Annotated in this window: 22 protein-coding genes; 3 read left to right on the top strand and 19 right to left on the bottom strand. The window is 60.4% G+C overall.

Features of this window, described 5'->3' with window-relative positions; all coding sequences use genetic code 11:
* Nucleotides 1-2 precede the first annotated feature (2 nt).
* The gene (gene hisI, locus GOW72_RS12715) at nucleotides 3-392 is read right to left on the bottom strand and encodes a phosphoribosyl-AMP cyclohydrolase (protein ID WP_170367084.1); all 390 of its coding nucleotides are present in this window, start codon (nucleotides 390-392) and stop codon (nucleotides 3-5) included.
* A 48-nt stretch (nucleotides 393-440) separates the two neighbouring features.
* Between hisI and GOW72_RS12710 the strand changes: the two genes are divergently transcribed.
* Together GOW72_RS12710 and GOW72_RS12705 are read left to right on the top strand one after the other, a co-directional pair.
* Nucleotides 441-893: an iron-sulfur cluster assembly scaffold protein gene (locus GOW72_RS12710; RefSeq protein WP_170367083.1), complete on the top strand. Its 453-nt coding sequence runs from the start codon at nucleotides 441-443 to the stop codon at nucleotides 891-893.
* 58 nt (nucleotides 894-951) lie between these two features.
* The gene (locus GOW72_RS12705) at nucleotides 952-1,590 is read left to right on the top strand and encodes a MarC family protein (RefSeq protein WP_093962021.1); all 639 of its coding nucleotides are present in this window, start codon (nucleotides 952-954) and stop codon (nucleotides 1,588-1,590) included.
* Nucleotides 1,591-1,776: 186 nt separating this feature from the next.
* Here the strand turns inward: GOW72_RS12705 and GOW72_RS19045 are convergent, their stop codons facing one another.
* The 5 genes from GOW72_RS19045 to sciP form a co-directional block, all read right to left on the bottom strand.
* Nucleotides 1,777-1,899 carry a hypothetical protein gene (locus GOW72_RS19045; protein WP_261391793.1) on the bottom strand — a complete coding sequence of 41 codons (123 nt, stop codon included), beginning with the start codon at nucleotides 1,897-1,899 and terminating at the stop codon, nucleotides 1,777-1,779.
* Between the two features lie 110 nt (nucleotides 1,900-2,009).
* Nucleotides 2,010-4,100, bottom strand: a complete 2,091-nt coding sequence (gene recG / locus GOW72_RS12700; RefSeq protein WP_170367082.1) for an ATP-dependent DNA helicase RecG — start codon at nucleotides 4,098-4,100, stop codon at nucleotides 2,010-2,012.
* Nucleotides 4,097-6,223, bottom strand: a complete 2,127-nt coding sequence (gene ligA / locus GOW72_RS12695) for an NAD-dependent DNA ligase LigA (RefSeq protein ID WP_170367081.1) — start codon at nucleotides 6,221-6,223, stop codon at nucleotides 4,097-4,099. The genes recG and ligA overlap by 4 nt, the downstream gene beginning before the upstream one ends.
* A 122-nt stretch (nucleotides 6,224-6,345) precedes the next feature.
* Complete coding sequence (ctrA, locus tag GOW72_RS12690; protein WP_170339250.1) at nucleotides 6,346-7,062, bottom strand: response regulator transcription factor CtrA; 717 nt, start codon at nucleotides 7,060-7,062, stop codon at nucleotides 6,346-6,348.
* 84 nt (nucleotides 7,063-7,146) lie between these two features.
* A complete protein-coding gene (gene sciP, locus GOW72_RS12685; protein ID WP_170338674.1) occupies nucleotides 7,147-7,440 on the bottom strand; it encodes a CtrA inhibitor SciP in 294 nt (97 codons plus the stop codon).
* A 130-nt stretch (nucleotides 7,441-7,570) separates the two neighbouring features.
* Here sciP and mnmA point away from each other — a divergent pair, with 130 nt between their 5' ends.
* Nucleotides 7,571-8,716: a tRNA 2-thiouridine(34) synthase MnmA gene (gene mnmA, locus GOW72_RS12680; RefSeq protein ID WP_170367080.1), complete on the top strand. Its 1,146-nt coding sequence runs from the start codon at nucleotides 7,571-7,573 to the stop codon at nucleotides 8,714-8,716.
* On the opposite strand, the gene GOW72_RS12675 is transcribed toward mnmA, so the two are convergent.
* From GOW72_RS12675 to frr, 13 genes are all read right to left on the bottom strand, one after another.
* Nucleotides 8,710-9,294, bottom strand: a complete 585-nt coding sequence (locus GOW72_RS12675; protein ID WP_174822860.1) for a hypothetical protein — start codon at nucleotides 9,292-9,294, stop codon at nucleotides 8,710-8,712. The genes mnmA and GOW72_RS12675 overlap by 7 nt on opposite strands.
* Nucleotides 9,294-10,451 (bottom strand): lipid-A-disaccharide synthase, encoded by a 1,158-nt coding sequence (lpxB, locus tag GOW72_RS12670; RefSeq protein WP_170367078.1) that lies wholly within the window; start codon nucleotides 10,449-10,451, stop codon nucleotides 9,294-9,296. Before lpxB ends, GOW72_RS12675 begins: the two co-directional genes overlap by 1 nt.
* Nucleotides 10,451-11,245 (bottom strand): LpxI family protein, encoded by a 795-nt coding sequence (locus GOW72_RS12665; protein WP_170367077.1) that lies wholly within the window; start codon nucleotides 11,243-11,245, stop codon nucleotides 10,451-10,453. The genes lpxB and GOW72_RS12665 overlap by 1 nt, the downstream gene beginning before the upstream one ends.
* A gap of 4 nt (nucleotides 11,246-11,249) precedes the next feature.
* Entirely contained in the window at nucleotides 11,250-12,035 is a 786-nt protein-coding gene (lpxA, locus tag GOW72_RS12660) for an acyl-ACP--UDP-N-acetylglucosamine O-acyltransferase (protein ID WP_170363500.1), read from the bottom strand.
* Nucleotides 12,032-12,505, bottom strand: coding sequence for a 3-hydroxyacyl-ACP dehydratase FabZ (fabZ, locus tag GOW72_RS12655; protein ID WP_170339263.1), 474 nt, complete (start codon nucleotides 12,503-12,505; stop codon nucleotides 12,032-12,034). The genes lpxA and fabZ overlap by 4 nt, the downstream gene beginning before the upstream one ends.
* A 72-nt stretch (nucleotides 12,506-12,577) precedes the next feature.
* A complete protein-coding gene (locus GOW72_RS12650; protein WP_170367076.1) occupies nucleotides 12,578-13,162 on the bottom strand; it encodes an OmpH/Skp family outer membrane protein in 585 nt (194 codons plus the stop codon).
* 5 nt (nucleotides 13,163-13,167) lie between these two features.
* Nucleotides 13,168-15,528, bottom strand: a complete 2,361-nt coding sequence (bamA, locus tag GOW72_RS12645; RefSeq protein WP_170367075.1) for an outer membrane protein assembly factor BamA — start codon at nucleotides 15,526-15,528, stop codon at nucleotides 13,168-13,170.
* Nucleotides 15,529-15,655: 127 nt separating this feature from the next.
* Nucleotides 15,656-15,784 carry a hypothetical protein gene (locus GOW72_RS19040; RefSeq protein WP_254920122.1) on the bottom strand — a complete coding sequence of 43 codons (129 nt, stop codon included), beginning with the start codon at nucleotides 15,782-15,784 and terminating at the stop codon, nucleotides 15,656-15,658.
* A 103-nt stretch (nucleotides 15,785-15,887) separates the two neighbouring features.
* Nucleotides 15,888-17,240 carry an RIP metalloprotease RseP gene (gene rseP, locus GOW72_RS12640; RefSeq protein WP_170367205.1) on the bottom strand — a complete coding sequence of 451 codons (1,353 nt, stop codon included), beginning with the start codon at nucleotides 17,238-17,240 and terminating at the stop codon, nucleotides 15,888-15,890.
* A gap of 4 nt (nucleotides 17,241-17,244) precedes the next feature.
* Nucleotides 17,245-18,417 carry a 1-deoxy-D-xylulose-5-phosphate reductoisomerase gene (dxr, locus tag GOW72_RS12635; RefSeq protein WP_170367074.1) on the bottom strand — a complete coding sequence of 391 codons (1,173 nt, stop codon included), beginning with the start codon at nucleotides 18,415-18,417 and terminating at the stop codon, nucleotides 17,245-17,247.
* On the bottom strand, nucleotides 18,417-19,199 hold the full coding sequence (locus GOW72_RS12630) for a phosphatidate cytidylyltransferase (RefSeq protein ID WP_170338692.1): 783 nt from the start codon (nucleotides 19,197-19,199) through the stop codon (nucleotides 18,417-18,419). Before GOW72_RS12630 ends, dxr begins: the two co-directional genes overlap by 1 nt.
* Nucleotides 19,196-19,927, bottom strand: a complete 732-nt coding sequence (gene uppS, locus GOW72_RS12625) for a polyprenyl diphosphate synthase (RefSeq protein ID WP_170357748.1) — start codon at nucleotides 19,925-19,927, stop codon at nucleotides 19,196-19,198. Before uppS ends, GOW72_RS12630 begins: the two co-directional genes overlap by 4 nt.
* 9 nt (nucleotides 19,928-19,936) lie before the next feature.
* Entirely contained in the window at nucleotides 19,937-20,500 is a 564-nt protein-coding gene (gene frr / locus GOW72_RS12620) for a ribosome recycling factor (RefSeq protein ID WP_170338696.1), read from the bottom strand.
* Nucleotides 20,501-20,681: the final 181 nt, after the last annotated feature.

Below are 20,681 nucleotides of genomic sequence, written 5' to 3'. Positions count from 1 at the left end.
CGTCAAACCATCGGCGACATCAATTCGACCTCTTCCCCGTCCCGGACGGCGGTGTAGAAGCAGCTTTGGCGGTTTGTGTGGCAAGCGGGGCCGCTTTGTCGTACCAGAACCAACAGGCAATCCCGATCGCAATCGACGCGAAAATCCACCAACTCTTGCACGTGGCCCGAGCTTTCTCCCTTGACCCAGAAGGACTGGCGCGAGCGCGACCAATAGGTGACGCGCCCAGTTTCCAGCGTCTTTCGGATCGCCTCGGCGTTCATCCAAGCCATCATGAGAACCTCGCCGGTGCTCTCCTCTTGCGCGATGGCCGGGACCAACCCAGCCTCATTGAATTTGAGCGTCGACGGGTCGAACGTAGCAGAGCGCGACATCGCAAAAACCTTTTGCATCCCAGAACATGGCCACTATGTATGGGGAACATCCACCGAGGGAAACCCATGTCCGGCGAAACCGACCTGATCAAGCTCTACTCCGGGCGCATTCTGGCGCTGGCGGCCGACATTCCGCACCTGCAGCGGTTGGAAGATCCGGATGCGACCGTCAAGAAACGGTCGCCCTTGTGCGGCTCGACAGTTGCCGTGGACATCAAAGTGCGGGACGGCCGGATTACCGAGTTTGGTCAGGACGTGAAAGCCTGCGCACTGGGTCAGGCCGCAGCGGCAGTGGTCGGTGCATCGGTCATCGGGGCAACCCGCCCCCAAATCGAAACCGCGCGCGACCAGCTGGCGGCCATGCTCAAGAGTGACGGCCCCACCCCGGATGCGCCGTTTGACGAACTGGAAGTTCTGCGGCCCGCCCGCGATTACAAGAACCGGCACGCGTCGGTCATGCTTGCCCTGGACGCGATCGCCGAGGCTTTCGAGAAGGCCGAACAAGCCAACTGCGCCTGAACATGGTCTTTTGAAACGAAGGCGGCTAACCTCCTGACCAATTTGACGGAGAAGCCAATTGAACAACCTTCTGGAGCATTTTGTAACCCTGTGGGTCGTCATCGACCCGATCGGAACCATCCCGGTGTTCATTGCCGTCACTGCGGGTATCGAAGCCGCCGCGCGTCGGCGCACTGCCCTGCTGGCCGCACTGATCAGCGCCGGGATCCTTCTGTTCTTTCTGGTCTTTGGGCAATTGCTGATCGAGGCGCTGGATATCGGCCTCAACTCGTTTCAGGTCGCCGGCGGGATCATCCTGTTCCTATTCGCGCTGACGATGATTTTTGGCGAAAGCAAACAGGAAATCGAACAGCGCCAGGCCGAAGAAGACATGGAAGACAAGCTGCACAGGCACAACCCGGCGATCTTCCCCTTGGCGGTCCCGTCATTGGCCTCACCCGGTGCTATGCTGGCCATCGTCATTCTGACGGACAACCACCGCTACAGCGTGGCGGATCAGGGCATTACTGCGCTGGTCATGCTGTCCGTGCTGGCCTGCGCCTTTGTGTTGATGCTACTGGCCGAGCCAATCATCCGGCTGATCGGTCATTCGGGGGCGGCAATCATCAGCCGGGTCATGGGAATGATTCTAGCCTCAGTGGCCGTCAACTCGGTCCTGTCAGCCCTGCTTGAGATCTTCAAAACCGGTCAATTGTAAAAAAACCGCCGCTCCTTCCGGGCGGAAAGGGCGGCGGCAGTCAATGCGTTTCTCGCGTGGGGTCCGGATTACCGCGTGGGGCCGAGGCACGGCCCCTTCAAGGGGTTTGGGACAGGCAGGTCACCCTTGACTGAAATGGGGATGACATACGCGGGTTGATCGGCACGAGATCGCAGGCAGAAAGGCTTAGAACCCGACGGGCACGTGAAGCGCCACCATCAGCATTACAACCAGCGAAGCTACGCCGGCTGCATCCTGCAAAAGCGTGGCTTGCGAACGGCTGAAAGCGCTTTTGATCTGGGTCAGCATGTTTCACCTCCGGTCGGGGATTAATCCTTTGTTGACCTTTTGTTCTCATATTTCCGGGGATCAGTAAAGAACTTTATGAGAACATTTGTGAACTTTTTGCGCGCAACCCGCTAACCCACTGAAATCAAACGGATGGCCTGATCCTGTTTCATCAACCAAAGAAGAACACGCGCGGCCTGACCTCTTTCCGAGGTCAATTTCGGGTCCGAAGCCAGCAGCGCACGCGCGTCAGATTGTGCAACAGCCATAAGTCCAGCCTGCCGTTCTAGGTCGGCAATCTGGAACCGGGGAAGACCGGATTGAGCGGTCCCGATCAGGTCCCCTGCCCCGCGCATCTCGAGGTCCGTTTCGGCAATTCTGAATCCATCTTCGGTTTCCCGCAGAACTTCCAGCCGTCTTCGGCCTCCTTCGCTGAGCGGCGCTTGATACATCAACAGACAGGTTGACGCGTCATGCCCGCGTCCGACCCGACCGCGTAGCTGGTGCAACTGGGCCAGCCCGAAGATTTCCGCCCGCTCAATGACCATGATCGTGGCGTTGGGGACGTTTACTCCCACCTCAATGACCGTCGTCGCAACCAAAACCTTGGTCCGCCCGTCCTGAAAGGCGGCCATTGCCGCATCTTTCTCGGCCGGGGGCATCTGTCCGTGCACAAGGCCGACGATTCCGTCACCCAGCTGGGCCCGCAAGTGTTTGAACCGTTCCTCGGCCGCGGTGAGGTCGGAGACCTCGGATTCGTCGACCAGCGGACAGACCCAATAACACTGCTTTCCGTCTTCGATCGCGCGGCGCAGATGATCGACCACCTCCTCCATGCGCGAAGTGCTGACAATCGCAGTTTTGACCGGTTTGCGTCCCGGCGGTTTCTCATCCAGGACCGAGACGTCCATATCCCCATATTGTGCAAGCGCAAGGCTGCGTGGGATCGGTGTGGCTGTCATGACCAGAACATCGGCCCCCTGTCCCTTCTCTGAGAGCTCCATCCGCTGGCGGACACCGAACCTGTGCTGTTCGTCGACAATCGCCAGACGCAAGTCATGGAATGCCACATCGTTCTGGAAAACCGCGTGAGTGCCCACCAGAATTTGGATGTCACCCGCCTTGAGCGCGGCCAGCTTCGCCTTGCGCTCGGACCCCTTGTCCCGTCCCGTCAGGATTTCGAGAACGACGCCGGCGTCCTCGGCCAGGGGGCGAAGGCCCTCAAGATGCTGGCGCGCGAGGATCTCGGTCGGAGCCATCATGACACCCTGAGCACCGGCCTCTACCGCAACCAGAAGCGCCATGAACGCAACCAGTGTCTTGCCGGATCCGACGTCCCCCTGCAGCAGGCGGTTCATTCGGGTCGGAGCACCCATGTCCTCGGTTATCTCGCGTATGGCACGCAACTGCGCCCCAGTGGGTTTGTACGGAAGCGCATCCAGTACACGGGTCTGCAACGCCCCGGTCGCGACACTTACGGTTCCACGAGTTTTGCGTTCCCGCAGTCGGGCCAGAGCCAGAGTCAGTTGATGGGCGAACAGTTCGTCATAGGCCAGACGTTCGCGCGCGGGAGCAAACGCTGCCACGTCATCGGCACCTTGCGGTGTGTGGGCCGCCCGGACTGCATTGGCCCAGGTCGGCCAGTTCTGGCGGGCAACCTGTGCAGGATCCGCCCATTCCGCCAAATCCGGCAGGCGTGCCAGCGCGCTTTGCGCCGCCTTGTAGGCCGTCTTTTGGGTGACACCTTGGGTCAGGTGGTAGACCGGTTCAAACTCGGGGATGCCGTGGGCCTGCTCGACCGGCAGAATGTGGTCCGGGTGGACCATTTGCGCTGTTCCGTCAAACAGTTCGAGCTTGCCAGACACCACCCGTCTCGCCCCCTCGGGCAGGACCTTTTTCAGGTAGTCGGCCCGGGCGTGAAAGAAGACCAGCTGGAAATCGGTCTGACTGTCCTGCACGAAAATCCGATAGGCTCCGCCCCTGTTGTGCGGCGGGCGGTGGGCGCCGACGGTGACTTCCACCGTGAGTGTTTTGGGCAGATCGACGCCCCGGATCGTATCACGCCGCCGCCGGTCAACCACTGCATATGGCAATGCAAACAGCAGATCGCGTGGCGTTTCCAGCCCGGTCTGCGCCAGCAGGCGTGCGGTCTTGGGACCGATACCATCCAGCCTCTCGAGCCCTGCAAAAAGCGGGAACAGTTGCTCTGGACGGCCGCTCATGCGTCCCCGATCAACTGCAGCCAGCTGTCTTCATCCAAGGTTTCGATCCCCAGCTCTGCCGCCTTCTTGGCCTTGGAACCTGCGCCGGGGCCGGCCACCAGATAGTCCGTTTTTGCGCTGACTGAGCCAGCCACTTTGGCCCCCAGGGCTTCCGCGCGGGCCTTTGCTTCGGCCCGGGTCATTTTTTCGAGCGTACCCGTAAAGACAACCGTTTTTCCCGCGACTGGGCTGCCCGATGTATCCGGCCGTTTGGCCTCTTGTACGTTCAGTTGGGCGACCAGCGCATCGATGCTTTGGCGCTCTGCGTCCTGAGCAAATGTCGAAACCAGGGTCCGGGCCATGACTTCACCGACGCCGTCGATATTCAGCAGTTCATCCCATTCGGGTCCGCTGAATTGGCTGGCAGCCGTGACAGCCTGCTCGAACGCGTCCCACGTGCCGTAGTGATTGGCGATCAGGTTCGAGGCGGCTTCACCAAGGTGTCGAATACCCAGCGCAAACAGAAGGCGGCCCAGCGGTATTGTCCGCTTTTCCTCGATCGCGGCAAAGAGTTTTGCGGCGCTCTGACTGCCCCAGCCTTTTCGGTTGGCCAGCTTGTTCAGATTTGCAGCGTCCCGCTTTTGCAATGTGAAAATGTCTGCCGGCGTACGGATCGGCAGATCCGGGTCGTTGTAGAACATTTCGATCTGCTTGGCCCCCAACCCATCGATGTCAAACGCCTTGCGGGAAACGAAGTGCTTCAGTTTCTCGACCGCTTGCGCCGGGCAGATCACCCCTCCGGTACAGCGGCGCACCGAGTCGCCTTCCTCGCGGATCGCGTCGCTGCCGCATTCCGGACATTTCGTCGGAAACTCAAACGGGACAGCTTGTTCCGGCCTTTTGCTCAGGTCGACGTCGGCTATTTTTGGGATCACATCGCCGGCGCGGTACACCTGCACCCAATCGCCAACACGTATATCTTTGCCGTCGCGGATCTGTTCGCCTTTCGAATCCCGACCGGCGATGTAGTCTTCGTTGTGCAAGGTTGCATTGGACACGACCACACCGCCAACCGTCACCGGGTGCAGCCGCGCAACCGGGCTAAGCGCGCCGGTGCGGCCAACTTGAATGTCGATCGCCTCAAGCCGGGTCCAGGCGAGTTCGGCAGGAAATTTATGAGCGATCGCCCATCTTGGTGTGGTCGAGCGAAACCCAAGACGGGCCTGCAACGACAAATCGTTCACTTTGTAGACGACGCCGTCGATGTCATAGCCAAGCGTAGAGCGCTGCTCTTCGATTGCGCGGTAGTGCTCCAGCATTTGCGCGGTCGAGCTGCAAACGGCAGTCAGGTCGTTGGTGGAAAAGCCAAAGGACTTCAATCGATCCAACGCAGACGACTGGGTGGTTCCCAACGGCTCGGACAGTTCGCCCCAGGCATAGGCGAAGAACCGCAGGGGCCTTGCGCGCGTAACTTCTGGGTCAAGCTGGCGTAGCGAACCGGCGGCCGCATTTCTCGGATTCGCAAACAACTTCGCCCCCGCCTCTGCCTGCTTGGCATTCAGCTTCTCGAAATCGTCATGAGACATATAGACTTCGCCGCGAACCTCCAGGATCCCGGGCGCGTCAGCGATCTTTTGAGGGATATCTGAAACGGTCAACGCATTGGCCGTGACGTTTTCGCCAACTTCCCCATCGCCCCGTGTTGCCGCCTGCACCAGTTCGCCGTCCACATAACGCAAGGACAGCGACAAACCGTCGATCTTTGGTTCGGCCGTGAATTCGAGGGGCGCTTCTTCGCTCAGCCCAAGATAGTTTCGAACGGACCGAACGAAGTCTGCTACGTCCTCATCGTCGAATGCGTTGCCAAGCGACATCATGCGGACCGCATGGGTCACTTTGCCGAAACCGTCCACCGGCCGCGCACCAACCTGATCGCTGGGGCTGTCGGTGCGCTTTAGCTGCGGAAAGCGCGACTCGATTTCGAGATTCCGTAGTTTCAGGGCATCATATTCGGCATCCGAGATCTCGGGCGCGTCCTGACCGTGATAAAGGTCGTTGGCCCGCTGCAGGAGTTCCGCAAGACGTGCCAACTCCTCTCGAGCCTGATCCTCGGTCAGATCTTCTACTGCAATCAAATTGCTCATGGCCTCGCCCTGTCACATCGTCTTGGACCCCAGTGATAGGGCGAGGTCATGGTCAGGTCCAGATGTGCTGAGCCGTGAGTGCGAGTGCCACCCTGGACCGCGGTGGCAGATGGGTCAGATTTTCAGGCGCCGACGGCCAAGCGAGTGTTTTCCACCGTGTCCGTCTGGGGATCGCGCAATACATATCCTCGGCCCCACACCGTTTCGATGTAGTTCTCGCCGCCCGTGGCGTTGCTGAGCTTTTTGCGCAGCTTGCAGATGAAAACGTCGATGATCTTGAGTTCCGGCTCGTCCATGCCGCCATAAAGGTGGTTGAGGAACATCTCCTTGGTCAGGGTCGTGCCCTTGCGCAGGCTCAGAAGCTCCAGCATCTGGTATTCCTTGCCGGTCAGATGCACCGCCTGATTGTCGACCTCGACCGTCTTGGCATCCAGATTGACCGCGATTCGTCCGGTTCGGATAATCGATTGCGAATGACCTTTGGATCGGCGGATGATCGCATGGATCCGCGCCACCAACTCCTCGCGGTGGAACGGTTTGGTCAGGTAGTCGTCGGCCCCGAAACCGAAGCCCTTGATCTTGCTTTCGGTGTCGTCGGCTCCGGACAGGATCAGGATCGGCGTTTCAACCCTTGCAATGCGCAACTGACGCAGGACTTCATGTCCGTTCATATCCGGCAGGTTCAGATCAAGCAGGATCAGATCGTAGTCATACAGCTTGGCCAGATCTATGCCTTCTTCGCCTAGGTCCGTCGCATACACGTTCAGGTTGGCATGCGTCAGCATCAGCTCGATGCTTTTTGACGTGGTCGGATCATCCTCGACAAGAAGAATTCGCATTGCACTGCTCCAATTCAGGTCAACTATTCCAGTTCGGGTTAACCCTGATCACAAATGGTTAATCTGACGTTACCGTTGAATCATTTATTCGCTTTCGCCTTTAGGTTGTCTATATTTTTTTAGCGCCGTCACTTTCAAGGCCTCGATTCCGTGTTCGGCGACCGCAGACACCCATGTGTTGAACTCTTCGTCACTCAGGCCGTATCGTTTCTTGGCGTCCGACAAGGAGATCAATCCGTAAAGCACGCCTCGAACGACAATGGCCTTTCTTGATGCGACCCAGCGTTTCGTATCCGCAGGCGGCAAATCCGCTCGGGACAAAACAGACCCATCCGGCAGGGTAACTGACCTTGGTCCCTCAACTTTGTGCAAATACATCTTTCGACCCTTTTTCTGGTGCCACAAAGCTGACGGCAGTCTACTTAATGCGGCGTGAAACCGCCTCTTGAGAGTGCGTAGAATTTTCCTATATTCTGCCGGTCTTTCTTAACCCGGACTGGAACAGCCCATGGCCCTCGACACCGAGACCCCTCTGAACTCGCTTGGCTTTGCCAAACCCCCGTCGGAAACGCGGGTGGTCGTCGCCATGTCGGGCGGTGTCGACAGCTCGGTCGTGGCGGCGTATCTGGCGGATCAGGGTTATGACGTTGTTGGCGTAACCCTGCAGCTGTATGACCACGGGGCGGCGCTGGCCAAGAAGGGTGCGTGCTGTGCCGGGATCGACATCCACGACGCCCGCCGCGTGGCCGAGGAGCGCGGCTTCCCACACTACGTTCTGGATTATGAAAACATCTTCAAGGACGCCGTGATCGACGAGTTCGCCGACAGCTATCTGGCCGGCGCGACTCCGGTTCCCTGCATCCGCTGCAACGAGCGCGTCAAGTTCAAGGACCTGCTGGAAACCGCCAAGGATCTGGAAGCCGACTGCATGGCGACCGGCCATTACATCCAGCGCAAGATGGGCCCCAATGGCCCCGAATTGCACTGCGCCGAGGATGCCAACCGCGACCAGTCCTATTTCCTGTTCTCAACCACGCCCGAGCAGTTGGAGTTCCTGCGCTTCCCGCTGGGGCATCTGCCGTCCAAGGACGCGACGCGCGAGATGGCCGCGCAATACGGGCTGAGCGTAGCCGATAAGCCCGACAGCCAGGACATCTGCTTCGTCCCCAACGGCAACTATGCCAGCGTGATCGAGAAACTGCGCCCCGGCGCGGCCGAGCCCGGCGAGATCGTTCACGCCGACGGTCGCGTTCTGGGCCAGCATGAGGGCGTGATCCACTACACGATCGGCCAGCGGCGCGGTCTTGGCATCGGGGGGCTCAGCGAGCCGCTCTATGTCGTCAAGCTGGACGTGGATCGCAAGCAGGTCGTCGTCGGCCCAAAGGAACTGTTGGCCACCCGCACCATCCCCGTGCGCGAGATCAACTGGCTGGGAGATGCGCCCTTCACCTCGCAGAAAGAATGGCATGTTTCGGTCAAGGTCCGCTCGACCCGCCCCCCGCGCGAGGCGATCATCCGTCCGCTGACCAACACCACCGCCGAGGTCGAGTTGCTGACGCCCGAAGAAGGTGTCTCGCCCGGGCAGGCCTGCGTGTTCTATGAAACCGAGGGCAGCCGCATCTTCGGCGGCGGCTGGATCTGGCGCGGTTACTGAACCGCGTCGGTCCACGAATTGCTGAGGATATAAAGCCCGGCGCAGATCATGACATAAGGCACAAGGTACTCCAGCCGTTGCGCCAGGCGCCCCGTCATGATCTGGGCGCGCCCACCGATCAGCCCCACGATCGCAAGTGAGAGCGCGGCTAGTCCTGCCCCAAGCACACCTGCCAGCCGGAAATCGGGGGTCGAGTCTGCCAGCAAGGGGGCGAGGACAGCAAACGTGTCCATCGAAAGACTTGTGAACAACAGCATTGTCACCAGCGCCGAGGCGCTGCCCGGCACAGCGGGTGCGTCTTGGGAATTTGCTCCACGAAGTTGTCGGACGGCCCCTAAAAGCCCCAAGGCCAGAGGGATGCCACCGAGGTAGCCGGCCCAGTGCGGCACAACATCTTCGACCCCCAGCGCCAGCAGGAAAGCCGCGCCGATCACCAGCCCCTGTGCCAGCAGAAACCCGAGAACCGCGCGTTGCGGGCCGGTGATGATCATCAGGGCGACCAGCGCCATGAGGTTGTCGAGATTGGTCAGCACCTGCGCCATGAAGGCCGAGGCCGCAAAAACCACATAGTCCAGCATCACGGCGTCATCCGCTCCAACACCGCGCGCGCGGCCCGAAGCCCGGGCGCTTCGCCACCGCGACCGAGACGTTCCATCGTGACGGCCATGGCCTGCTCCTGCGCGCCCGGCGCGGCAGACACGGCGGCAAGCGCGGCGGCGATGGTTTCGGGCGTGCAGTCATCCAGCAGGCATTCCGGCACTGTCCGGGTCTCGGACACCAGGTTGACCAGCGTGACCGTATCCAGCTTGACCATGCGCTCGGCGATCTTCTGAGTCAGCCAGGTCAGCTTGTAGGCAATCACCATCGGCGTGGATTGCGCCGCCAACTCCAGCGAGACCGTGCCGGACGCGGCCAGGGCGATCTCGGCGGCGGCAAAGGCCGCGCGCTTGCTGGCAACCGCCTGATCCGTGTCGATGTTGCGCGGGTCCACCACGACCGGCTGACCCGGCCAGGTTCGGACATGGGCGGCCACGGTTTCGGCAACATGCGCGACCGCCGGAACCACCACCCGCATGTCGGGGCGGTCTTTCAGATACAGGTCAAGCGCCGCGCCGAATACGGGTGCCAGCCGATCGACCTCGCCCCGGCGCGAGCCGGGCAAGGCCAGCACGATCGGCGCGTCGCCCAGCCCGTGATCGGCGCGGAACTGCGCGATCTGCGCGTCGGTTGCAACCGGCTCGTTGGCCACCGGATGGCCGACGAAATCGCACTCCATTCCGGCGTTTTCCATATAGGGCGGCTCGAACGGCAGCAGGGCCAGAACATGGTCGATGACCTTGGCCATCTTGTCGGCCCGTCCCGGCCGCCAGGCCCAGACGCTGGGCGCCACATAGTGCACCGTCCGTATATTGCTGCGCGCCTTGACCTGCTTGGCCACGCGCAGCGAAAAGTCGGGGCTGTCGATGGTGATCAGAACGTCGGGCTGGGCGTCCAGAACGGCCTGAGCAGTTTCGGCGATGCGGCGCTTGAGGTGAAAGAACTTGGGCAGAACCTCGACAAGGCCCATCACGCTGAGCTCGGACATCGGAAAGCGGCTGACCAGACCCTGAGCCTGCATCAGCGGCCCGCCGATCCCGTCGAATTCGACGTCCGGAACAAGGGCCTTCAACCCCTCCATCAACGCACCGCCCAGACGGTCGCCCGACGGTTCACCGGCGACCAGAAAGACGCGCATCAGACGGCCCGCTCATGTACGTGCAGGAACAGGCCGAGGCGGTCGCATTCCGCGATCACTTGGGGCCGGTCCAACACGATCACCCCACCCTTTTCGATGACGATGCCGGACAATCCGGCCGCAACGGCGCTGGATACTGTTTCGGGGCCGATGGCAGGCAGATCGGCACGTCTGTCCTGGCCCGGCTTGGGGCCCTTGAACAGAATACCACCGCCCGCATCCGGGCGCGCGGCCAGCGATTGCAGCATCCAGGCCGTGCCGAAGGCCCCTTCGACAACCAGAACTTGGCCTTTGTGAACAACGCAAGCCTGTCCGATATCCGCTGCCCCCATGGCCCGCAGGACACCCACGGCCCGGTTTGCATCGCCCAGCTCCGCCTCGGTCGGCTGTGCCTGAGTCAGACACCCGAGAGGCGGCAACAGGTCCGGAGCAATTTCGTGCGCGGCCCGCACGCGCAGTCCGGCTCCCTCCAAAATGCCGATCACCGCCCGCAAAGCTCCGTCGTCACCCGACATCAACGCCTGCTGTATGATCGGAACCAAGGGCATGGTCTGCGCGTCAATCCGGGCGGGGTTTATGTCTGGCCTGCGGACGGCACCTGCGAGGCATGCATCTGTGACGCCGCGCGCTTTGAGCTCGGCGACAAAACTGCCCAACTGCTCCAGCGGGAAGGTCACGTCTGGCGTCAGAGTGTCGGGCTGAAATCCCTCCATCGCGCAAACCAAGGGGCGTTCCGGCAGGTGCGCAACCAGTTCGTCCGGCAAAACCCCTGTTCCCGCGATCAGAGCCAACATGATCCTATTTCCTTGGTGTCAGGAACGAACGATCGCTTTCGCCCGTCACGAATTCCACGATCTGACGCACATAGTCGCTGTCTGTGCTGTCGCCCAGACGCTTGGCGCGGTCCATAAAGGTGCCCTCGCCTTCGGACAGCTCGCGAAAGGCCGCACGCAGGGCCGAAATGTCCGCGCGGGAAACGCCACGGCGTTTCAGGCCAACAAGGTTCAGCCCCTCCAATTCACCACGCGAGGCCTGAACCAAGCCGTAAGGAATGACATCGTTGGGCACCATGGTCAGCGCACCGATGATGGCGCCGCGCCCCACGCGCACCCATTGATGCAAACCGGAAATGCCGCCGATGATCACGTCATCCTCGATGATGCAGTGGCCGGCGGCGCCGGAATGGTTCACCATGATCACCCGGTTGCCGATCTGCACGTCATGGGCCACATGGACCCCGGCCATCAGTAGGCAGTCATCGCCGATGCGAGTGACGCCGCCGCCACCCTCGGTGCCGGTATTGACCGTAACGTGTTCCCTGATGCGGTTTCGCTTGCCAATTTCCAGCCGCGTGTTTTCGCCCCCGAACTTGAGGTCCTGCGGGATTTCACCAATCACCGAAAAGTTGAAGATGACGCAGTCGTCACCGATAGAGGTATCCCCTGTGACAACCACATGCGATTTCAATTCGACTCGGTCGCCCAAACGCACCTGTGGCCCCACATGGCAGAACGGGCCGATTACGCAGTCCTGGCCGATCTGAGCGCCGTCTTCGATGATCGCGCTGGGATGAATTCGGCTCATGCTGTTTTTTCCATATCCCAATCGACATAGGCCGAGAACTCAGCCTCGGCCGCCACTTCGCCGTCAACGGTCGCACGGCCGCTGAACTTGAAGATCTTGCCGCCCTTCTTGCCGCGCACGGTTTCGACATGCATTTTCAGCACGTCACCCGGCACCACTTTGCGGCGGAATTTGCATTTGTCGATATTCATGAAATAGATCAGCAGCTCGCTGTCGATGACATCCATGCCGACGCCCAGCATAACACCTGCGGTTTGTGCCATCGCTTCGACGATGGTCACGCCGGGCATGATCGGCGTTCCGGGGAAATGGCCCTGGAAATGTGGCTCGTTCATGGTGACGTTCTTGATACCAACCGCCGACTGATAGCCGTCAATCTCTTCCACCTTGTCAACCAGCAGGAACGGATAGCGATGCGGCAGGATCCGCTGGATCAGCTGAATGTCGGCGCTCTTGGTTTCCGTGGTCATTTTCAGGATGTCCTGTTCTCGAGGTCTCGTTCACGCGTGGTTAGCAATACCCGTACCCAAGGGCAAGCCACGCTATGGCTTGTCGCCCTCTTCCAGCTGCGATCCGTCGCCGATGGCAGCGTCGATCCTGCGGATGGCGATGGCCGTAACATCCGAGGCGTCCGAGCTGAGAAACACGTTGGATCGTTCGATGATCAGCGACGCGCCTGTTTCACGCAGAAGGTCGATGAGCATAGGCTGCGCCAGCTCAAAGAACTGATTGCGCGCCTCGTCACTGCGGCGGGCCAGAGCATCCAGTTTCGCGCGTTGCCCCTCGCGGTGAGACTGGACCTTTCGGTCGAAGGCTTCTGCAAGCGGGCGGAACTCCTCGGGGCTCAGGACTTCGCGCTTTTGCGTCAGCTCTTTTTCCTCGCGGCTCAGCTCGGCAACGATGCGTTCATTTTCAGCGGCCAGCGCAGCACTTTCTGCTTCGATCTCATCAAAAACCCGTCGCCCGAATGCGGACTCGGTAAATATCCGGTCGCTGGAGATGGTCAGCACGCCGGATTGCGGTACACCCAACTGCTGGGCGGCCAGTGGGAGCGACACCACCAGGAAGATCAAAACACACAGGGCCCGTGACGGGCCCTGTACAAACTTCGATATCGCTTTGACCATGGACGTCAGAACCGTGCCTGAATGGTAAAGTCGAAGTTCTGCTCTTTGTCGAAGTCTTCCTTCTTCACGGCCTGCGAGAAGTTGAACCGCAGCGGACCGAACGGCGTATCCCATAGCAGCGAGACGCCGATGACCTGACGGATCGAGCCGTCTGCGCCGACGATATTGGCACCTGTCGTATCAACATTGTTGATGTTGTACAGGTTGCCGATGTCATAGAAGACACCGCCGCGCAGCCCCAGTTCCTCGGGCAGACCCAACGGGAAGTCCGACTCGAACCGGGCGACCCAGTAGTAGTTGCCGCCGATAGCATCATCCTGCCCATTCGACAGGTCACGAGGGCCGATACCGGCCGGCTCGAAGCCGCGGAACGTTGTCGGACCCAGAACATAACGGTCAATTGCCCGGCTGAAGTCGTCACCCTGCCAATGGAGCGCGCCGGCCTCGAAGGACGCCCGCAGCGTCATCTCCTCGTTCAGAACCTTTGTCTGAGCAATCGCCCGGGTCGAGGTCTTGAAGTACTTGTTGTCGCCACCAAGGCCAGCCGCGTCCACGCCGACCTCGAACAGAACACCTGCATTCGGGTTCAGGCCGCCCAGCCGGCTGTCATAGACATAGGCCAGCCCCAGCGAGCTTGTCGAACGCTTGCCTTGCGCGATTTCCGACGCGATGACTGCCCCGTTGACCTCGTCATCCTGCTGCGACATCTCGGACTTGTTCCAGTTGTAACGCAGCCGCAACGAGGACAGTTCGCCAATCGCATAGCTGAGCTGCGGATTGATGAACACGCTCTTGGTGTCATAGCTGGCAAAGCTGGAATTGGTCCTTGAAAGGCCAAAGCCCAGATCGAAACGCAGTTTCCGGCCCAACAGGTACGGTTCGGCAAAGTTGATGACGTACTGCTCAGAGTCCTGCGCAGTCGACAGCGTCAGGCCAAATTCCTGTCCGCGCCCGAGGAAGTTCCGTTCCTCAAGCCGGATGGCGATCCCGAAACCGTCGGAAACCGAGTAGCTGCCGCCCAACGCCAGCGAACCGGTCGGCTGCTCCTGGACATCCACGTCCACGATCACCTGGCTGGGGCTGGACCCTTCGCGAGTTTCCACATCCGCGACCGAGAAGAAACCCAAGGCCCGGATACGTTCGGCACTCTGCCGGATTTCGCGCGGGTTGAAGGGGTCACCCTCGACCGTGTCGAACTGGCGCCGGATGACCCGGTCCAGAGTGGTCGTGTTGCCCTCGATGTCGATCCGTTCGACGAAAATGCGCGGGCCTCTGGTCAGCACGAACTGAACGTCCAGCGTCAGGTCACGGTCGTTGCGGGTCACACGCGGCTCAACGCGCAGAAAGTCGACGCCCTGCTTCAGGCCAAGACGCTCCTGCCGAGCGATCGAATTCTCAATCAGAGTTGGCGAATACGTAACACCGGGTTTGATCTTGAGGGCCTTCTGATACTCGGCCGCATCAACGCCCGGGATTTCGCTGACCGTCGAGATGTTGCCGAACGAGAATTTCTGACCTTCGGTGATGTTCATCACCAGATAGAAGGCGTCGCGCTCACGCGTGAACTCGACATTGGCGCTGTTGATCCGAAAATCGACATAGCCGCGCGACAGGTAGAAATCACGCAAAACCTGTTTGTCGAATTCGATGCGGTCGGCAATGAACGTGTCACCGCGCAGGAAGGTGCGCAGGATGTTGGCCTGCTTGGATTCAAGAACACGGCGCAGACGACGGTCGGAATATGCACGGTTTCCAACAAAGCTGACGCGCTCGATCTCAATCGTGGTGCCTTCGGCGACTTCAAAAACCAGATCCACCCGGTTGTCGCTGCGGCGGATGATCCGCGGAATGACAGTGGCCGACACACGCCCTTGCGCCGAGTAGATTTCGGCGATCTTGTCAGCGTCGGACTCCGCGACCTGCGGGGTGAACACCCGGCGAGGCTGCGACGAGATTGCCTGGATCAACACGTCGTCCTTGACGCGGCGATTGCCCTCGATGCTGATCTTGTTGATCGTCGGATACTCGGCGACCTCGATCACCAGAGTGTTCCCGCGCGGGGCCAATTCGACTGTCTCAAAAACACCACTGTCAAGCAAACGCTGGTACGCGTCATTCAACTGGCCCGCTGTGACTGTCTGACCCGGTGTGATTCCTGTCCGGGCGATGATGGTGGACGTCTCAATGCGACGGTTGCCCTGAACATCGAACGACGAAATCGTGTAGGTCTGGGCCTGGGCGGCTTGCGGTACCGCCGTAAAACTCATTGCCGCAAAGAGGAAAAAAATCGTTAGTGCCCGCCACAAAATGTTGCCGTGCGGTTGCGCAGTACCGCAGGATGTGCCCGCGCCTCTCCTGTAAGCCATTTTTGTCTCTACCTAGAATTTCGGACTTTAGAAGTTGAGTAGCCGCTCTGATGGGCCTTGTCAAAAGCACAAACGAAAAACGCGACCGGATCGGTCGCGCTCGGGTCGTTCAGCTGGGTATGGGGAATCACATACCGGCCAGATATGCGGCGCCGGCCAGTGCCAAAGCGGTCAGCCCAAAGCTGAGCAACGCGTCCCAGTTCAATACGAACAGGAAGCTGAAGCCTCGGTAGGAATTCCGCAATGCCTTGGTCATTGGTCACAGCCCGCTTGGTTGCATGTCTCGGCAAAATTACCCCAAACAGAATAGGTTTGAATTGAGGCAATTTTGCGACCGCAACGCGTCAATGCCGCCACAATCAGCAGAACAGGTCGTTGCTTACCGAGAAGATCATGAGGCTGAGAATCAACGTGATGCCCACCGCCATCAACAGTTGCAAAGCTCGGTCGCTGGGCGGTTTCCCCGCGACTGCTTCATAGGCATAGAAAACAAGGTGGCCCCCGTCCAATGCCGGGATTGGGAACAGGTTCAGCAAGCCTACAGCAGTGGACAGAACCGCGATGAAGAAGATGAAGCTCTGTGCCCCTTGGCTCGCCATCGCTCCTGAGGTTTCCGCGATACCAATGGGTCCGGACATGTTGCAGGTGCTGATCGCACCGGTGACCATGTGCCAAATACCGGACAGCGACCCCTCGATGATGCGGCCGGTCTGGATGACACCGCCATGCAGCGAGTCGACTAGACCCGCAGGTTCGGTCGCCGGCACCAGCATCATGCCGCCGACGATTCCAATCCGCCATTCGGTTTTGAAGCCGCCGTCCGCCTGCGGTTCATCCGTGCGACGCGGCGCCAGTGCAAATTCCAACTCGGCGCCGTCGCGCCAGACGTCCAGCAGAAGCACCTTTCCGTCCGAGCTTTCGACCTTTTCCTTAAGCTGTTCGAAGGCAAAAATCGGTTCGCCATCAACCGAGGTGATGACGTCGCCCGCCTGCAACTGGATATCCATCGCAGCACTACGCGGGGCGACCTGCTGGATCAAGGGCGGGAACAGCCACGGTGCCGACACGTCGAGGGTCTGGCCGTCGCGGATGACAGTGTATTCGAGAACCGGCTGCACCGGCAGCGCTTCGGTAAACTCGGTCCAAGCCCCCTCCTGATCGAAATCAGGCGTGGGGATGCCGGCGATCGCAACGATTTCGTCCCCCTCCTGAAGCTCCTGCACGGTGCCCGGCAGAGGTTTCAGCGATCCGACCGTCAGTGGCTCGCGGGTCACGCCTTGCGACCAGAAGATCAAGCCGAAGACAAGGATCGACAGAACGAAATTGAAGACCGGCCCGGCCGCAACCGTGGCAGTCCGCGCCCAAAGCGGTGCGCCATGCATCGTTCGACGCAATTCCTCGGGGCTTTGCGTGGTGATTTCGGCCATCGTCTCGGTGTCCTTGCCCGAGGCCGCATTGGCATCGCCCAGGAATTTCACGTAGCCGCCAAAAGGCAGCAGAGCGATCTGCCATTTGGTGCCGCGTTTGTCCATTCGGCTCCATAGCACCGGACCAAACCCCAACGAGAACACCTCGGCATGGATCCCGGACCAGCGGCCAACGATGTAATGCCCGTATTCATGCACCGCCACGATGACGGACAGCGCCACGACGAATGCGGCAATCGTATAGACCAGCCCACCAAATTGCGGGATCAGCGAGAGTATGTCCAAAATTCTATCCTGCTCTTCGTAGTACGGCGTCATCCACCCATTGACGTGCCAGATGGTCCGTTTTCAGGACGTTATCAAGGGTCAAAGGGGCATCAATAAGGCCGCCTGCATCGTCGAAACGGTCCAGAACGGCGGCCACGGCGTCGGTCATGTCCAGAAAGCCGATGCGTTGACCGATGAAATGATCCAACGCACGCTCCTTGGCGGCGTTGAAGATCGCGCCTGACAGGCCACCGCGCCGCATGACCTCGCGGGCCAGCCGCAAGGCCGGGTAGCGCGCCGGGTCCGGATCACGAAAACGCAGCTGACCCAACTTGGCCAAGTCCAGGCGCGGCACAGGCAGGTCGCGCCTTTCGGGCCAATGCAGAGCATAGCCGATCGCGTGCCGCATATCAGGCGCGCCCAAATGCGCCATCACTGCGCCATCGCGAAATCCGACCAGAGCATGCACGATGGATTCCGGGTGAACCACAACCTCGATCTGGTCAGGGTTGATCCCGAAAAACTCTTTGGTCTCGATCACTTCCAACGCCTTGTTGAACATCGAGGCGCTGTCGATTGTTATCCGCTGTCCCATGTCCCAATTGGGGTGGCTCGAAGCTTGCTCGACCGTAGCGCCGGCCAGCTTCTCGACCGGCCAGTCGCGAAAGGCGCCGCCGCTGGCAGTGATGATGATGCGTTCGACCGCATCCATGTCTTCACCCACAAGCGCCTGAAAGACCGCCGAATGCTCGCTGTCGACAGGCAGCAGACGCGCGCCATGGCGTTCCGCGGTTTCCAGAACAAGCGGGCCGGCACACACCAGCGTTTCCTTGTTTGCCAAGGCCAGGGTCGCGCCCTGCTTCAAAGCCTCAAGCCCCGGCGCCAAACCGGCCGAGCCAACAATGGCGGACATGACCCAGTCTGCTGGGCGAGCGGCCGCTTCGATCAGCGCGGTTGCGCCCGCGGCAGCCTCGATCCCTGTGCCGGACAATGCATCACGAAGATCATCCAGATGCTGGTCAAAGGCGGTTACTGCCACTTCAGCGCCCAGCCGGCGGGCGTCCTGCGCCAACTGCCGGACATTCGCCCCGCCGGTGACGGCGACCACCTTGTAATCCTCCGGGGCCCGAGCAATCAGATCGATCGTATTCTGGCCAATCGATCCGGTCGCGCCGAATATCGAAACCTTTCGCATCAGATTTCCCCGGGCGAATAGACCAGCGACGCGATCAGAACCATCAGCGATGCACCCATCATGCCGTCAAATCGATCCAGAAAACCGCCATGTCCTGGCACCAGGTTCGAGCTGTCTTTGACCCCGAACCGCCGCTTGACGGCGCTTTCCACGATATCACCGGCCTGGCTGGCCATCGAGGCCAGGACCGAAACCAAAACAAACCGATAGCCAAACCCGGCATACGCGGCAACGGCTGCGCCCACCAGCGCGGCTGCCACCCAGCCGCCCGCCGTGCCCGACCAGGTTTTCTTGGGGCTGACCCGCGGCCAGAACTTCGGGCCACCGAACGTCTTTCCCACAAAGTAACCAGCTACGTCCGTGGCAACGACGACCAGGATCAACCAGACCATCCAGCCAAACCCCATCGTCTCGCGGATCTGGATGAACCCGTAACCCGCACAGGCAATCCACATGGCAAACAGCACGTAGATCCCGCGTGAGTGCGAGACCTGCCCTGCCCCGACCAGTGCGGGCGCGATCAGAAAGGGCAGTTTGTAGAGCGGCGGAACATGATAGCTGAGCATGACGGCAACGCCGGTCAGGATTCCCAACTGAACCGCGACGCCCATCCGATCGGAATCGATCATGCGAACCAGTTCCCAGGTCATCAGACCGCACGCTGCGGCAACAAATGTCTCGAACCATAGTCCGCCCAGCCAAACCTCGACCGCTCCAATAGCGACCAGTACCAGGGCAGACAACACCCGGGTGGTGAGGTCGGACCATCGGCCGTCCGTCATGCCGGAACTGCTCCGAACCGGCGTTCGCGCGACCCGAAGCTCTTGCACAGCCGTTCCAGCTCGGCCGCGGTGAAGTCGGGCCAGAGCGTGTCGATGAATTCGTATTCCGAGTAAGCGGATTGCCAGAGAAGGAAATTCGATATCCGCGCCTCGCCGCTGGTGCGAATGACCAGATCGGGGTCAGGCAGGACGCGCGTGTCCAGATATCTGGGCAGCGTTTCCTCGTCGACATCTTCTGGCCGCAGGTTGCCTGCGGCAACGTCCCGCGCCAGCCGCTTGGTTGCCCGGGCCACTTCGTCCCGACCACCATAGTTGAGAGCGACGGTCAGGTGGACAAGGTCATTGTCGGACGTCTCGCGCTCCAACGTGTCCATCAACTCGATCAGTTTGGCATCCAGCCGCACCCTGTCGCCGATGAATCGGACACGGATACCGTTTTGGGCCAGGGTTCGGGTTTCCTTGATGATGTAGCGCTTGAACAGGCTCATCAAACCGGCAACCTCGACCTGGGTCCGTTTCCAGTTTTCCGTCGAGAAGGCAAAAATCGTCAGGTACTTGATCCCCAGCCCCGGGCAGGCTTCGACCACTTCGCGCACCCGACGGGCACCGGCGTGATGCCCGTACAGCCGTGGCCGGCCGCGCGCCTGGGCCCACCTACCGTTGCCATCCATGATGATGGCCACGTGACGCGGACCACAGGGGGGCTCGTTTTGGGGATCAGCGGGCATGGCTTGCGCTCAAACCTGCATGATTTCGGCCTGCTTGGCCTCAAGGGCCGCATCTACGGCCTTGATCATCTGGTCGGTCAGTTCCTGAACCTCGGTTTCCCAGAACTTCTGATCGTCTTCCGACAGGCCGTCGGCCTTGGCTTTCTTGATCTGATCCATGCCATCGCGGCGCACGTTGCGAATGGCAACGCGGGCGTGTTCGGCGTATTGCCCGGCCACTTTGCCCAGCTCGCGGCGGCGCTCTTCGTTCAGCTCGGGGATAGGCAGCATGATGATCGTTCCGTTCAGCTGCGGGTTGATGCCCAGTCCGCTTTCCCGGATCGCCTTTTCCACTTTGCCGACCAAGGACTTGTCCCAAACATTCACGGTGACCATGCGCGGCTCGGGAACGTTTACAGTGCCGACCTGGTTGATCGGTGTCATCGACCCATACGCATCCACCATAACCGGCTCGAGCATCGAAGCCGACGCACGCCCGGTGCGCAGCGACGCGAATTCGGTTCTGAGGTTGGCCATCGCGCCATCCATGCGGCGTTTCAAATCATCGGTGTCCAGTTCAAAATCGTCAGACATGCTGCTCACTCCCCGTCTTCAGGTGATGTTGGAATGGCTCTTACGCCATCGCACCTGGGATGTATAGCAATCATGATCGGGAAATGTGGCAATGACCAGAGTTGTTTCCGCGAAAAAACCGATCCCCCAAACAAAAAAGACCGACCCTGTGGCGGGCCGGTCTGGCACAGAAAAAACTAAG

It is taken from the genome of Ruegeria arenilitoris (genome assembly GCF_013032855.1).
Lineage (GTDB): Bacteria > Pseudomonadota > Alphaproteobacteria > Rhodobacterales > Rhodobacteraceae > Ruegeria > Ruegeria arenilitoris.
This window is presented reverse-complemented; position numbering and strand designations above follow the sequence as displayed.